The following is a 13868-nucleotide window of genomic DNA, read 5'->3' as shown; positions in this document are numbered from 1 at the left end:
CTCTAATCGAGTTATGGATGTCTCCGTCGTCGGCAGCGGGCCCAACGGACTCGCCGCGGCCGTGATCTGCGCCCGCGCGGGGTTGAAAGTTCAGGTCTTCGAGGCGCAGCCGACATTCGGTGGCGGCGCCCGCACCCAGGCCGACATCGAATTCCCCGGAGTCTCACACGACGTGTGCTCGGCGGTGCACCCGCTGGCGCTGGCGTCACCGTTCTTTGCGGCGTTCAACCTGCCCGCGCGGGGTGTGCAGTTGTCGGTCCCGGAGATCTCCTACGCCAACCCGCTGCCGGCCGGCCGGGCGGCGATCGCCTATCGAGACCTGGAACGCACCTGCGCGGAGTTGGACGACGGTGCGTCGTGGCGGCGTTTCCTCGGCCCGTTGGTAGGCAACGACGACGGCGTCGTGGGGTTTCTGCTCGGCGACAAACGATCGGTTCCAGGTTCGCCGGCCACCGTCGTCCACCTCGGGCTGCGAATGTTGGCCCAGGGCACCGCGGCCTGGGGAGCGCTGCCCGGCGAGGATGCCCGGGCGTTGTTCACCGGCGTTGCCGCCCATGCGATTACACCGCTACCGTCGCTGGCGTCCGCCGGCGCCGGGCTGATGCTGGCCACCCTCGCCCACTCGGTCGGCTGGCCGATCCCGGTCGGCGGTACCCAGCGAATCACCGATGCCCTGATCGCCGACCTACGCGCGCACGGCGGCCAACTGACGGCGGGGGCCGAAGTCACCGAACCGCCCAGCGGGGTGGTCGTTTTCGACACCGCACCGACCACCCTGTTGCAGGTCTACCGGGAGTCCATCCCGCACCGATACGCTAAAGCTTTGCGCCGCTACACATTTGGATCGGGCGTCGCGAAGGTTGATTTCGTGCTCAGCGGCGACATCCCTTGGACGGATCCGCGGTTGGCGCAGGCGGCGACGCTGCACCTAGGTGGCACCCGTGCACAGATGGCCTCGGCGGAGGCCGATATCGCCGCCGGGCGGCACGCCGAGTGGCCGATGGTGCTGGCTTCGGTTCCCCACCTTGCCGATCCCGGTCGAATCGACTCCACCGGCCGCCGTCCGTTCTGGACCTACGCCCACGTGCCGGCGGGATCCACCGTCGATGCCACCGCCACCGTGACCGCCGTCGTGGAACGCTTCGCGCCCGGTTTTCGCGACGTGGTGGTGGCGGCGCGCAGCGTGCCCGCAGCTCAGCTGAGCGCCCACAACGCCAATTACGTCGGTGGGGACATTGGCGTGGGCGGGGCCTCGGTTTTGCGCGCAGTCGGCGGACCCACACCGCGAGTAAACCCTTGGAGCACACCAATTCCCAAGGTGTACCTGTGCTCGGCGGCCACGCCGCCGGGAGCCGGTGTGCACGGCATGGCCGGTTACTATGCCGCGCGCACCCTGTTACGGCGTGAGTTCGGGATCCGGGAGCTGCCGGCCCTCGCCCCCTGACGGGACTCGATGACGTTCAGCGACCGAGCAGGCACTTCTTCAGCTCGAGGTATTCCTCCTGGGTCAACCGCCCCTCGTCGCGAAGCTTGGTGATATCACGGAGTTTGGCCGCGACTCCGGTTACCACGATCCGAGGGGTGCGGGTGGAGGTGGCCGGCTCGTCGGCTGCCGTCGCGGCCACGATCTTTGCGGGCACACGTAGCTCGGTGCCCTGCGGGACAGGACTGCCTTGCGTATTGGGCTGGCCCGCCATCGCGCGGCCCGTCATCGTCGCCAGCGCTGAGTCGCCGACGGAACTGCCGGAAGCGGCTTCTGCCGCGGCGGTCGCGGGGCCGGCTTGGGACAGCGGCAGCGCCAGCGCGCGGGTTTGGATCTCGGGCGCCGAGACCGTCCACGCGGACGGCACGGACAGGCCACCGACGGTGTCGGCCGCACCCAGTCCGGCCGATGCCGTCGGCACCGTGCCCCGGGGCAAATTGGACAGTGTCGCCGGGAACTCCTTGACCGGCGCCGGCGCGGTGCCCGGCCAGGACTCCTCGCCGTTCCAGCCGCTGACGATGTCGTCGGTGTGCGTACCGACGAGGTAGCCGTTGATGACGAACGGGAGATCGACTGGCCCCAACACAACTGCCAGGGGGACGCTCGCTCCCAGGCCGGCGAGGGCGGCCGGCGTGCCCAGAAAAATGGTGATGAGGTCGCTCAACGTGTCGAGAGAGTCTGCGGCAGCGCTCGATTGGGCAGGTGCTGCAAGGCTGTCCAGCGCGGTCGGCACCTGCGAAAAGCCGGATACGGCCTGCTGGGCATTGCCGGCGGGCGTGGCGAGTGCCTGCCCGACCGCGGCGGCCTGAGCGGACGGGGCGTCGGGGCGGGTGTTCTGCTCAGGAGACGAAAACGGCGTAAGCACAGTCGCGGCCGCGGAGGAGGCCGCGTAGTTGTACATCGCCAGTGCGTCCTGCGCCCACATCTCGGCGTACTGCGCCTCGGTGGCTGCAATGGCCGGCGTGTTCTGGCCGAGAAAGTTCGTTGCCGCCAACGCTGCCAGCAGGCTCCGGTTGGCCGCGACGCTAGGCGGCGGTACCGTCATGGCAAACGCCGCCTCGTATGCGGCGACTGCTGCCGTCGCCTGGCCGGCCGTCTCCTCGGCCTGCGCCGCAACGGTGCTCAGCCAGTCCAAATACGTTGCGGCCGCGGCTGTCATGGAAGCCGAGGACGGACCCGTCCACAGCCCTGAGGTCAGTTGGGACACCGCTGACTGGTAGGCGGCCGCCGCTGTGTACAACCCGTCGGCCAATCCGGCCCACGCCTGCCCAGCGGCCAGCAACGGCCCCGCACCGGGACCGGCATATATCCGAGCGGAGTTTATCTCCGGCGGATAGGTCCCGAAATCCATTGACGCGCAATCCTTTTCCAGACGATTACGTCATATTCGAAGAGCAGTACGCGGTCACCGACCGAGCAGCCGGTTCTTCTGTTCGACGTACTCCTCCTCGGTGAGGATGCCCTCGTCGCGGAGCTTGGAGAACTCGCGGAGTTCGGCCGCTACCCCGGTGACCACACCCCGGGGCTCGCTCCCCGACGCTTCGCCCGCGTCGGCCGCCGCGGTTGTCTCCGCCGCGATCGCTGCGGCGGCGGCGACCTGAAGGCGTTCGGCCCGAGACGCGTTGCTGCCCTGCTTGCCGACGCCGGTGCCCACCGTGCCGGCGAGCGCGCGCCCGGCCATCGCCGCCAAAGCCATCTGGCCGAACGTGGAACCGGACCCGGGTGTCGTCGTCTCCGGTTGAACGGCGCCGCGGGCGGCAGGAACCAATGGGAATTCGCACGAGATCGGGCGTACCGCCGGCGTGGCGATGGTCCAAGTCCCGGGCACGGACAGGTTTCCGACCGTGTCCGCTTCGCCTATGGCGCCCCACACCCTGGGGGGCGGCGGGACGGTGCCCGGGCTCAGGTTGAGGAGAGGGGCCGGGAACTCTTTGACCGGTGCGGGCGCCGTGCTCGGCCACGACTCTTCGCCGTTCCAGCCGCTGACGATGTCGTCGGTGTGCACACCGGTGCCGTAGCTTCCGATGTCCAGCGGGAGAGACACCAGGCCGAGGACGCTCAGCGGCACGTCGACCGTGAGCTCAGCGATATCGGCCGGCAAGTCCAAGAAAATCGAGATCAGGTCGGCCAGCGTGTCCAGGATGTCACTGGCCGAAGTGGACTGGGCGGGCGCGGCCAGGCTCTGCAGCGCGGTGGGGACCGCGGCGAAGGACCGCTGCGCCGAGGCGACGGCGCTCTGCGCGTTGCCCGCGGACGTGCTCGTCGCCTGAGCGACCGCGGCTGATTGCGTGGCCGTCCCTGCGGAATTCGTATTCTGCACAGGCGAATTGAAAGGGTTCAGCGTCGTGGCGGACGCCGACGAAGTCGCGTATCGGTACATGGCCGCGGCGTCCTGTGCCCACATCTCGGCATACTGAGCCTCGGTGGTCGCGATGGCAGATGCGTTCTGCCCCAACAGGTTCGTCGCCAGCAATCGGGTGAGCATGGCACGGTTAGCCGCGACCAGCTGGGGCGGGACCGTTGACGCGTACGCCTGCGCGTAGGCGGTGGCTGCAGCGGTGGCACGGGCCGCGGTGTCCTCCGCGCCGGCCGCCGCCTCGTTGAGCCAGCTGATATAGGAGGTGGCCGCGGTCGTCATCGACGCCGCGGCGGGCCCTACCCATGGGCCAGCGGTCAGCGCCGATATCACCGACCGGTACGTGCTCGCGGCGTTGGACAGCTCGGAAGCCACACTGTTCCAAGCTTGGGCGGCCGCAACCATCGACTCCGATCCTGGCCCGGTATACATCCGGGCCGAGTTGACTTCCGGCGGCAACACCGCGAAATCCACAGCACCCCCTGCACGCTCTACTCGCTCAACACCGGCCGGCGAACCTGGGCGACCGTGGCCAGGCTCGCCACCGTTTCATCTCAGGCACGCGCAAATGGCCTTTGCATGTCGAATCCTATTTAACATAAGCCAGTAAACCGTTCATATTGTCGTACGGCTTACCGGCAACAACATATTGATAATCGTGCAGAAACTACCTGTGGATAAACTGCAAGTTTTCCTGCCAATCGGCTGTAGAACGTGTCTCACCGCTTCCGGATCGCTCAGGTAAACGGACTGCCGTCGAAGCTTTCACGCCAACCGCCCGCATTGCCCGCTGCCTGCCGCCCAGCACAGCGCCGGGGCAGACGTTGCTATCCGAAATAGCCGCCCCGCCGCCTGGCGACGACCTGAATACATATGTGCGGTGCGCGAGTAATTGGGCCATTGCTATTCAAATGTACGAACCGCATGTCGATTCGGCACCTACCGCTTTCCCAATCTGTTTCAATTGCGTGGGCGCTCCGCAGAACGATATCTGCGATTCGCCCCGGTTCCTAGCCGACAGCTATCTGGTAAGCGGGCAAGCCGACGGGCGGCCGCCGTGCTGGTCATGGTCGTACCCGCGCGGTCCTTGGCCATCGCCCGACTCACCACTTGATCGACAGCCTCGGGCAACTCGGGGCGCCAGTGGCGCACGGATGGCACCGGCGCACGCAGGTGGTCCGATATCACCTGCGCCCGGGTTCGCGTCACGGAACGGCGGCTGGCCGGTCAGCACCCGAAGGCCGTTGCGGCAACGCGAATACTGCTCCGACCGGCTGTCCGTGTCGCCGCCGAGAAGTTGCTCGGGCGAGGCGTAACTCAGGGTGCCGACCGGGTGCCGGGGTAGCCTCGGCGCCGGGCGACGTAAGCCTCCCCCATACCGCCCGCCCCCAGCGGCCTCATGATGGTGTAGCCACCGAATATCTCCCCGGGATTCAGCACCCGATTATTCAAACTCATGCCGTCCCCGAAATTCGACGCGGGTATGCACGGTACGTCCGGTTACTACGCGGCACGCACGTGTTGCGACGCGGGGTCGATCTGTAAGTTCAGCTGCGTCAATGTTTTTCGCTCTGAGTGAAATCGTTGATATGGCTGGGTTTTCGGGCTCAGCGCGCGGGCTGCTTGTCGGTGGTGGTTCGTAACATTCGGGGTATGACGGCAAGCAGTCGCGAAGAGATCGTCGAGATTCTCGACGAGATCGACGCGCTGCAAGACAAGCTGAGCGCGTTGACATTCGACGCGTTGACCACGCCCGAGCACACAGCACTGGCCCAACGTCTGGAACGTCAGGCCCGCCGGCCCCGAGCAGTGCAGCACGCGGTGATCAACCAGCTCGAGGCCCAGGCCACCAAGCAGGAATTGGGCGGCAGCCTGGCTAGCGCGTTAGCCGATCTGCTGCACATCACCAAATCCGAGGCCGGCCGCCGTGTAGCTGACGCCAGACTGTTCGGGCCGCGCCGCGCGCTGACCGGAGAACCCCTGGGTCCGCTGGCGGCGGACACCGCGGCCGCCCACCGCGACGGCCGTATCGGCGACGGTCACCTCAAAGTCATCCGCGACTTCCTCAACGACCTGCCGCCCAGCGTGGACCTGGGCGTCCGCGAGGCGGCCGAAGCCCAACTGGCCCAGCTGGCCGTGGATCGCCGCCCCGACGAATTGGCCGGCCTGGCCGCCCAGCTGCTGGACTGGCTACACCCCGACGGCGACTTCTCCGACGAGGAACGCGCCCGCCAACGCGGCATCACACTGGGCAAACAACACACCGACGGCATGAGCAAGATCAGCGGCCTGATCAACCCCGAGCTACGCGCCACCCTGGAAGCCGTGCTGGCCAAACTCGCCGCACCCGGCGCGTGCAACCCCAACGACGAAACTCCCCACGTCGACAACACCCCCGATCAGGACGCCGTCGACCGCGACACGCGAAACCAGCAGCAACGCAACCACGACGGCATGCTCGCCGGCCTGCGGGCGCTACTGGCCTCCGGCAAGCTCGGACAGCACCGCGGCCTGCCCGTCTCGATCGTCATCACCGCCACCCTGCAGGATCTCGAAGCCGCCACCGGCAAGGGGCTCACCGGCGGCGGCTCGAAAACCCCCATGTCCGATGTGATCCGGATGGCCAGCCACGCCCATCATTACCTGGCCCTGTTCGACGGCGCCAAACCGCTTGCGCTGTATCACACCAAACGGCTGGCCTCCCCCGCGCAACGGATCATGCTCTACGCGCGCGATCGTGGCTGCACCCGCCCGGGGTGTTCGGCACCGGCTTACCACAGCGAAGTCCACCACGTCAGCGGCTGGAAGAACACCGGCCGCACCGACATCACCGACCTCGCCCTGGCCTGCACTCCCGACAACCAACTCGTCGAAGACGGCGCCTACACCACCCGCACCACCGCCAGCGGCCACACCGAATGGCTGCGCCCGCCCCACCTGGACCACGGCCAACCCCGTATCAACCTCTACCACCACCCTGAAAAACTGCTCGCGCCAGACGAAGACGACGACGATCCTGATTGATCAGCGCTGAATTTGTTGCGCGGCTAGGCTTTAGCGCGCTCACTCGAGGGTGCGATCGGGCAGGCATCCGGTGCGCCTACGCTGGGTCGATGACCAAGCTCGCGATCATCTACTATTCCGCCACCGGGCACGGCACCTCGATGGCCAAGCGGGTCGCCGCGGCGGCCGAGGCCGCTGGAGCCGACGTCCGGGTGCGCCATGTAGCTGAGACCCGCGACCCGGCGTCGTTCGCGCGGAACCCGGCCTGGACGGCGAATTACGAAGCGACCAAAGATCTTCCGGCGGCCACCGGCGACGACATCGTGTGGGCGGATGCAGTGATCTTCGGGTCCCCCACCCGGTTCGGTTCGGTCGCCGCGCAACTGCGTGACTTCCTGGACAGCCTGGGCGGTCTGTGGTCGCAAGGCAAGCTCGCCGACAAGGTGTACGCGGCGTTCACCTCCTCCAACACCCTGCACGGCGGCCAAGAGACCACGCTGTTGACGCTGTATGTCACCCTCATGCACTTCGGCGGCATCATCGTGGCGCCGGGCTACACCGATCCGGTGAAGTTCGTCGACGGCAATCCCTACGGCGCAAGTTTGGTTGCCACCCACGACAACATCGACGACATCGACTCGGCCACCGCGGACGCGCTGGACCACCTGGCCCGACGGGTGGTGTCCGTCGCCGACCGGCTCGGGGCGTCAGATTAGTTCACCGACCGTGAATCCAGGACGGAAAAACGCCAGAAATCCGCCCTGAGTTCTCGGCGTCAGTCCCCTAGGCCGTCTCGGTGATCGGCCGGTCGACCCAGCTCATCAGGTCGCGCAGCTTCTTGCCGGTGACCTCGATCGGGTGCTCGGCGTTCTCCTTGCGCAGCTGCTCGAGTTGCTTGTTGCCGCCCTCGACGTTGGCGACCAGCTTCTTGACGAACTCGCCGTTCTGGATGTCACGCAGGATGCCGCGCATCCGCTCCTTGGTGTCGGCGTCGATGACACGCGGACCCGACAGGTACCCGCCGAACTCCGCGGTGTCGGACACCGAGTAGTTCATCCGTGCGATGCCGCCCTCGTACATCAGGTCGACGATCAACTTCAGTTCGTGCAGCACCTCGAAGTACGCCATCTCCGGCGGATAACCCGCCTCGACCATCACGTCGAAACCGGCCTTCACCAATTCCTCGGTGCCGCCACACAACACCGCCTGCTCGCCGAACAGGTCGGTCTCGGTCTCGTCCTTGAACGTCGTCTTGATGACGCCGGCGCGGGTGCCGCCGATGGCCTTGGCGTAGGACAGCGCCAGCGCCTGCCCCTCACCCTTGGGATCCTGGTCGATCGCGATCAGACACGGCACACCCTTGCCGTCGACGAACTGGCGGCGCACCAGGTGACCCGGGCCCTTCGGCGCGACCATGCCGATGGTCACGTTGGCCGGCGGCTTGATCAGGCCGAAGTGGATGTTGAGGCCGTGCCCGAAGAACAGCGCGTTGCCATCCTCCAGATTCGGCTCGATGTCGTTCTTGAAAATCTCGGCCTGCGCAGTGTCGGGCGCCAGCAGCATGATGACATCGGCCCACTTGGCCACCTCGGCGGGGGTGTCGACCTCGAGGCCCTGCTCTTCGACCTTGGCCCGCGACTTCGAGCCCTCTTTGAGGCCGACCTTCACCTGCACGCCGGAGTCGCGCAGGCTCAGCGAGTGCGCGTGCCCCTGGCTGCCGTATCCGATCACACCGACCTTGCGGCCCTGGATGATCGACAGGTCGGCGTCGTCGTCGTAGAACATCTCCAATGTCTGCCCTGACACTACATATCTCCTTAATCGGTTGGCGTTGAAGTTATTTGACGGTGCCGATGCCGCGCGGACCGCGGGACACCGACACCATTCCTGATTGCGCGATCTCACGGATTCCGAACGGTTCGAGCACCCGCAGGAAAGCTTCCAGCTTGCCCCGGTCACCGGTGGCCTCGATGGTCAGCGACTCCGGCGACACGTCGATCACCTTGGCGCGGAACAGGTTCACCGCTTCGATCACCTGGCTGCGGGTGCCGGCGTCGGCGCGGACCTTGATCAGCGCCAGCTCGCGGGAGACCGAGTTGTGGTCGTCCTGCTCGACGATCTTGATGACGTTGATCAATTTGTTGAGCTGCTTGGTGATCTGCTCGAGCGGCGTCTCCTCGGCGGAGACGACGATTGTCATCCGCGACATGTCTTTCTGCTCGGTGGCGCCCACCGCCAGCGACTCGATGTTGAAACCGCGCCGCGAGAACAGCGCCGCGACGCGCGCGAGCACACCGGGCTTGTCCTCGACGAGCACCGAAAGGGTATGTGTCACAGTCGGTCCGGTACTCATCAGGCGTGTCCCTCGGTGATGTCGTCGAATAGTGGGCGGATGCCGCGGGCCTGCTGGATCTCGTCGTTGCTGGTGCCGGCGGCAACCATCGGCCAGACCTGCGCGTCGGCGCCGACGATGAAGTCGATCACCACCGGGCGGTCGTTGATCTCCCGGGCCCGGTTGATCATTTCCTCCACGTCTTCCTCACGCTCGCAACGCATTCCGACGCAACCCAACGCCTCGGCCAGCTTCACGAAGTCCGGGATGCGGTGCGAGTGCGTGGCAAGGTCGGTCTGCGAGTAGCGCTCGTCGTAGAACAGCGTCTGCCATTGGCGCACCATGCCCAAATTGCCGTTGTTGATCAGGGCCACCTTGATCGGGATGCCCTCGATCGCGCAGGTGGCCAATTCCTGGTTGGTCATCTGGAAGCAACCGTCGCCGTCGATGGCCCACACCTCGGTGTCGGGCAGCGCGATCTTGGCGCCCATCGCCGCCGGGATGGCGAAACCCATGGTGCCCAAACCACCCGAATTCAGCCAGGTGCGCGGCTTTTCGTACTTGATGAACTGCGCCGCCCACATCTGGTGCTGACCCACACCGGCCACGTAGATGGCGTCGGGCCCGGCGATCTGGCCGAGCTTCTCGATCACGTATTCCGGCCCCAGGCTGCCGTCGCTCTGCGGGTCGTAGCTCAACGGGTAGGTCTTACGGACGCCGTCCAGATAGGCCCACCAGTCCGTCATCTCGATGTTGCCGGGGGTGTCGTGGTGGCGCAGCATCGCGATCAGGTCGGTGATGACGTTCTTGACGTCCCCCACGATCGGCACGTCGGCATGCCGGTTCTTGCCGATCTCGGCAGGGTCGATGTCGGCGTGAATGACCTTGGCCTCCGGCGCGAACGAGTCGAGCTTGCCGGTCACCCGGTCGTCGAACCGGGTGCCCAGCGCGATCAGCAGGTCGCTTTTCTGCAGGGCCGCAACGGCGCCCACGGTGCCGTGCATGCCGGGCATGCCCATGTTCAGGTGGTGGCTGTCGGGGAACGCGCCGCGCGCCATCAAGGTGGTGACCACCGGGATGCCGGTGAGCTCGGCCAACTCGCGCAGCTCCGCGGTCGCCTCGCCGCGGATGACGCCGCCGCCGACGTAGAGCACCGGCTTGCGTGCCGCCGCGATCAGCTTCGCGGCCTCGCGGATCTGCCGGTTGTGCGGTTTGGTGTTCGGCTTGTAGCCGGGCAGCTCCATCCGCGGCGGCCAGCTGAAGGTGCACTGGCCCTGCAGCACGTCCTTGGGGATGTCAACCAGCACAGCCCCGGGCCGTCCGCTGGCCGCGATGTGGAAGGCCTCGGCGATCACCTGGGGGATCTCGTCGCCGGTGCGGACCAGGAAGTTGTGCTTGGTGATCGGCATCGTGATGCCCGAGATGTCGGCCTCCTGGAAGGCGTCGGTCCCGATCAACTGCCGTCCGACCTGGCCGGTGATGGCTACCACCGGGATCGAGTCCATCTGGGCGTCGGCCAGCGGCGTCACCAGGTTGGTGGCCCCGGGACCCGAGGTGGCCATACACACACCGACCCGGCCGGTGGCGTGCGCGTAGCCGCTGGCGGCATGCCCGGCGCCCTGCTCGTGGCGCACCAGCACGTGGCGCAGCTGCTGGGAGTCGAACAGCGGGTCGTATACCGGCAGAACGGCGCCGCCCGGGATACCGAAGATGACGTCGACGTCGAGCGCCTCCAGCGACCGGATGACCGCTTGTGCGCCGGTAAGTTGTTCTGGCCCAATACGTTTCGGCTGTGCAGGCTTGGCGCCGTTGGGGGCGTCCTGCCGCTGCGGGGTGTGCGGCTTGGCGGGTGCGCTCACTTGTGTCCTCTTAAAGTCTCGTTCAAGTCTCGGTGGGCAACAAAAAACCCCCGTCAGCACAAGTTGCTGTACGAGGGTCGCGTTGGTGCTCGATGGCTAGTCAGGCACCAACGCGCCGACTAAGTACTACGAGCAGTCCAGGCTTCATAGCGTCCGACGGTAGCCTTCGCACAGCTCAATGGTCAAATCCGGCGGGCCCGCGGCGGCGAGGCGAAGCTGGAACCGCCGATGAAAACCCGCGGTTCAGCGTGCCTCGCAGCGACGGTGGGATGATGCGGGGGTGGTTACTGAGTCGCCCGTCGTGATCAAGGTGTCCCCGATGGCGCATCTGGCCGTCGGATTCCTGACCCTGGGCCTGCTGGTGCCGGTGCTCGCCTGGCCGCCGAGCGCACCGGTACTGGTCATTCCGCTGTTGTTGTCGGCGTTGATCATCCGGTTGCGCACGGTCGCCGACGAACAGGGCGTGCGGGTGCGCACCCTGCTGGGCGCGCGGACCATGGCCTGGGACGACATCGACGGTCTGCGGTTCCACCGCGGCTCGTGGGCGCGCGCGCAGCTCAAGAACGGCGAACAGGTGCGCCTACCCGCGGTGACGTTCTCGACGCTGCCGCAGTTGACCCAGATCAGTAGAGGCCGGGTGCCCAACCCCTACCGCTGAGCGGTCAGGGGACCCGCTGAAAGCACTCGTCGGCGTCGTCGAGGACTCCGGCCCGGAACGCGATGGCCCGGGTGTAGCCGGCCGGCATGTTCTCACCATTGACGTCGCTGGCTGCCACGCCGTTGACCAGCAATCCGATGATGGCCTTGTCGAGGTCGCCGGCCGTCAGCACCAGCTGCTTGCCGGACGGGATGCTGACGGGCTGAGCCATATTGCGCTGGGACGCCCCCGTCAGACACGCCGTCCGCACCGCGGCCGCCGGCGTGTTCAGCGGCAGCCCCCGCTCGTGCTGGACCGCCAGCGCATACCTCGATGCGACGATGGACATCGCGGTGTTGTCGCCCTGCAGCATCTGCGGGTCGGTCATTCCTTTTCGCCCGCCCGGCTTGCCGATCTGCTGCAATGCGGGCAGATCGGCAATCAGGGTGTTGGTCGACGGGCAATAGCTGGCCCCCTGGGTGGGTTTCGCATCCGAACAGGTACTGGTGGCGAACGTCAGGGTGGGCGGCGACTTCGGCGAGAAGATCGTGTTCAGGATGTCCACCAACGTCGCGACGCTGTCGTTGTCAATGGCCACCTCGCCGCTGGTCGTATCGCCCGAGGAATCCACCTGTAGGGCCAGGGGCTCGTTGCCGCGCCGTTTCTTGATTTCGTCCATGTCGATTTTGGCGCACGTCCCCGATCCGCTGTTGAAGCCCATTTGGAACGCGCTGATCCGGTCGAGCCCGGTGCCGTGGGCCGAATCTTCCGTCTGCTCGAATTCCTCCTCGCTCATGATCGGATCCGAGATCTTGAGCATGCCGGCGATCACGTGACTCAGCGCGTCACCGGTGTTCAGGGTGAAACGCGTCGAGTGACCCTCGGCAACCCAGCGCAGATACACCCCGGCGAAACAATCCGCCTGTTGCTCCTCGACCAGGGTCGGGGTCGTCTTCGGATTGACCAGTCCCCCGTTGAACTGCAGCGAATGCCCGAATTCGTGCGCCAGAATGCCGACGACCGACATGTCGCCGAAATATTTCTTTGCCGCCGGGAACAACTCACCGCGGTCCCACGAGACAATGTTGCAGCCGTAGTTGTACGAGGCATTGACCACCTTGTACGTCCGGGATCTGCAGACAATCGGACTCGACGGATCGGTGGAGTCATAGGACACGAATGCGCTGACTTCTTTGAAGGGTTTTTTGGCCTCGTCCGGCCAATTCTGTTTCCAGAATTCTTCGATGTCGTTGAGTGCCAACAGCGACAGATGGTCGATATCTCCGTTGTCGGTATTCTTCACCGTGCCAGTCGGTTTCGGCGCATCGCCGCGGGGCCCGCTGGGACCCTCGGTCACCGGCAGCCCGGCCACGCTGGCCGGATCGTAGAGCACCGACACCGCGCGGCCGTTCACCATGCTGGTGGTGCCGCTCTTGCCGCCGCAGCCCGCCAACACCAGCACCGCACATCCGACCAGGGCCATCACCCGGGCCAATCCCGCGTGGTTCACTTGCCACCGCCGAGTTGGGGCAGACCCACGGTGTAAGTGCCGTTGTCGTCATCGAAGGTCACCTTCAACTGGTGCGGTTTACCCCGGACGGTGACGTCGCAGGAGAAGCTCTGGCCTTTCTTCACGATCGGGTCCTGCCCGTTGTTGCACTTGACGTCTTTGATGTCGTCGGAGGAGTAGCCACTGGTCCGGTCCAGCAGGATCTGTTGAACCTCGGTCTGCACACCGCTGACCGCGACTTTCTTGGTGTCGCCGTTGACGACGCCGGACAGCAGCAGCACGGCGACGACGCCGACGATCAGCACGGCGACAATGGCCGCGCCGACCAGCAGCGGGGTTCGCGAGCTGCGCGGCTTCTTCGGCAGCGCGGGCGGGGCCGGAGGCGCACCGAGGGGGCCGGGTGGCGGGTACTGTCCCGGCGGCCCGTATTGACCGGGGTATGGCTGACCCGGGTACGGCGGGCTTTGCGGCGAACGCGGCGGACTCTGCGGCGGACGTGGCGGGCTCGGTGGCGGCGGGCTTTGCGGCGGCGTCGGGCGCACCACGGGCTGCTGATACCACGGGATCCCGGCATGCTGCGTGGGCTCCTGCGAAAGGTTCGGCTCACGGTTCGGCGGCCAAGGCTGATTGTGGCCGCGAGGTGTGCTCATAGCGTCCCCGATCGTCGAACAACACCGGCGGCTCTCAC

12 protein-coding genes are annotated in these 13868 nt (G+C 66.4%); 4 read left to right on the top strand and 8 right to left on the bottom strand.

Annotation, left to right across the window (positions count from 1 at the left end):
* Positions 1–13: 13 nt before the first annotated feature.
* The gene (locus tag MKCMC460_RS10130; protein ID WP_236981763.1) at positions 14–1444 is read left to right on the top strand and encodes an NAD(P)/FAD-dependent oxidoreductase; all 1431 of its coding nucleotides are present in this window, start codon (positions 14–16) and stop codon (positions 1442–1444) included.
* 16 nt (positions 1445–1460) lie between these two features.
* On the opposite strand, the gene MKCMC460_RS10125 is transcribed toward MKCMC460_RS10130, so the two are convergent.
* The 3 genes from MKCMC460_RS10125 to MKCMC460_RS10115 form a co-directional block, all read right to left on the bottom strand.
* Entirely contained in the window at positions 1461–2834 is a 1374-nt protein-coding gene (locus MKCMC460_RS10125) for a PPE family protein (RefSeq protein ID WP_236981762.1), read from the bottom strand.
* A 54-nt stretch (positions 2835–2888) separates the two neighbouring features.
* Positions 2889–4313 (bottom strand): PPE domain-containing protein, encoded by a 1425-nt coding sequence (locus MKCMC460_RS10120; RefSeq protein WP_236981761.1) that lies wholly within the window; start codon positions 4311–4313, stop codon positions 2889–2891.
* 843 nt (positions 4314–5156) lie between these two features.
* Positions 5157–5297, bottom strand: a complete 141-nt coding sequence (locus tag MKCMC460_RS10115; protein WP_236981760.1) for a hypothetical protein — start codon at positions 5295–5297, stop codon at positions 5157–5159.
* A 195-nt stretch (positions 5298–5492) separates the two neighbouring features.
* On the opposite strand from MKCMC460_RS10115, the gene MKCMC460_RS10110 reads away from it, so the two are divergent.
* Both MKCMC460_RS10110 and wrbA read left to right on the top strand, forming a co-directional pair.
* Positions 5493–6863: an HNH endonuclease signature motif containing protein gene (locus tag MKCMC460_RS10110; RefSeq protein ID WP_236981759.1), complete on the top strand. Its 1371-nt coding sequence runs from the start codon at positions 5493–5495 to the stop codon at positions 6861–6863.
* Positions 6864–6952: 89 nt separating this feature from the next.
* Positions 6953–7558 carry an NAD(P)H:quinone oxidoreductase gene (wrbA, locus tag MKCMC460_RS10105; RefSeq protein WP_236981758.1) on the top strand — a complete coding sequence of 202 codons (606 nt, stop codon included), beginning with the start codon at positions 6953–6955 and terminating at the stop codon, positions 7556–7558.
* A 67-nt stretch (positions 7559–7625) separates the two neighbouring features.
* Here the strand turns inward: wrbA and ilvC are convergent, their stop codons facing one another.
* The 3 genes from ilvC to MKCMC460_RS10090 are packed head-to-tail and all read right to left on the bottom strand — an operon-like array spanning position 7626 to position 11033.
* Positions 7626–8627 carry a ketol-acid reductoisomerase gene (gene ilvC / locus MKCMC460_RS10100; protein ID WP_236983949.1) on the bottom strand — a complete coding sequence of 334 codons (1002 nt, stop codon included), beginning with the start codon at positions 8625–8627 and terminating at the stop codon, positions 7626–7628.
* Between the two features lie 52 nt (positions 8628–8679).
* Positions 8680–9195, bottom strand: a complete 516-nt coding sequence (gene ilvN / locus MKCMC460_RS10095) for an acetolactate synthase small subunit (protein WP_236981757.1) — start codon at positions 9193–9195, stop codon at positions 8680–8682.
* Positions 9195–11033 (bottom strand): acetolactate synthase large subunit, encoded by a 1839-nt coding sequence (locus MKCMC460_RS10090; RefSeq protein ID WP_309297866.1) that lies wholly within the window; start codon positions 11031–11033, stop codon positions 9195–9197. Before MKCMC460_RS10090 ends, ilvN begins: the two co-directional genes overlap by 1 nt.
* Before the next feature lie 319 nt (positions 11034–11352).
* Between MKCMC460_RS10090 and MKCMC460_RS10085 the strand changes: the two genes are divergently transcribed.
* Positions 11353–11691 (top strand): PH domain-containing protein, encoded by a 339-nt coding sequence (locus tag MKCMC460_RS10085; RefSeq protein WP_370653160.1) that lies wholly within the window; start codon positions 11353–11355, stop codon positions 11689–11691.
* Between the two features lie 4 nt (positions 11692–11695).
* On the opposite strand, the gene MKCMC460_RS10080 is transcribed toward MKCMC460_RS10085, so the two are convergent.
* Both MKCMC460_RS10080 and MKCMC460_RS10075 read right to left on the bottom strand, forming a co-directional pair.
* Positions 11696–13153, bottom strand: coding sequence for a neutral zinc metallopeptidase (locus MKCMC460_RS10080; protein ID WP_370653159.1), 1458 nt, complete (start codon positions 13151–13153; stop codon positions 11696–11698).
* A 23-nt stretch (positions 13154–13176) separates the two neighbouring features.
* Positions 13177–13830: a DUF4333 domain-containing protein gene (locus MKCMC460_RS10075; RefSeq protein ID WP_236981754.1), complete on the bottom strand. Its 654-nt coding sequence runs from the start codon at positions 13828–13830 to the stop codon at positions 13177–13179.
* Between the last annotated feature and the right edge of the window lie 38 nt (positions 13831–13868).

Origin of the sequence: Mycobacterium sp. 20KCMC460 (assembly GCF_022179425.1) — a bacterium.
Taxonomy (GTDB): domain Bacteria; phylum Actinomycetota; class Actinomycetes; order Mycobacteriales; family Mycobacteriaceae; genus Mycobacterium; species Mycobacterium kiyosense.
The sequence above is the reverse complement of the archived record's forward strand: the minus strand, read 5'-3'. Positions and strand labels throughout refer to the sequence as shown.

What these genes read in the sequence shown, in the direction of transcription:
- MKCMC460_RS10130 (WP_236981763.1), top strand. Translation starts at nt 14, where the DNA reads ATGGATGTCTCCGTCGTCGGCAGCGGGCCCAACGGACTCGCCGCGGCC.
- MKCMC460_RS10125 (WP_236981762.1), bottom strand. Translation starts at nt 2,834, where the DNA reads ATGGATTTCGGGACCTATCCGCCGGAGATAAACTCCGCTCGGATATAT.
- MKCMC460_RS10115 (WP_236981760.1), bottom strand. Translation starts at nt 5,297, where the DNA reads ATGAGTTTGAATAATCGGGTGCTGAATCCCGGGGAGATATTCGGTGGC.
- MKCMC460_RS10110 (WP_236981759.1), top strand. Translation starts at nt 5,493, where the DNA reads ATGACGGCAAGCAGTCGCGAAGAGATCGTCGAGATTCTCGACGAGATC.
- wrbA (WP_236981758.1), top strand. Translation starts at nt 6,953, where the DNA reads ATGACCAAGCTCGCGATCATCTACTATTCCGCCACCGGGCACGGCACC.
- ilvC (WP_236983949.1), bottom strand. Translation starts at nt 8,627, where the DNA reads ATGTTCTACGACGACGACGCCGACCTGTCGATCATCCAGGGCCGCAAG.
- ilvN (WP_236981757.1), bottom strand. Translation starts at nt 9,195, where the DNA reads ATGAGTACCGGACCGACTGTGACACATACCCTTTCGGTGCTCGTCGAG.
- MKCMC460_RS10085 (WP_370653160.1), top strand. Translation starts at nt 11,353, where the DNA reads ATGGCGCATCTGGCCGTCGGATTCCTGACCCTGGGCCTGCTGGTGCCG.
- MKCMC460_RS10080 (WP_370653159.1), bottom strand. Translation starts at nt 13,153, where the DNA reads ATGGCCCTGGTCGGATGTGCGGTGCTGGTGTTGGCGGGCTGCGGCGGC.
- MKCMC460_RS10075 (WP_236981754.1), bottom strand. Translation starts at nt 13,830, where the DNA reads ATGAGCACACCTCGCGGCCACAATCAGCCTTGGCCGCCGAACCGTGAG.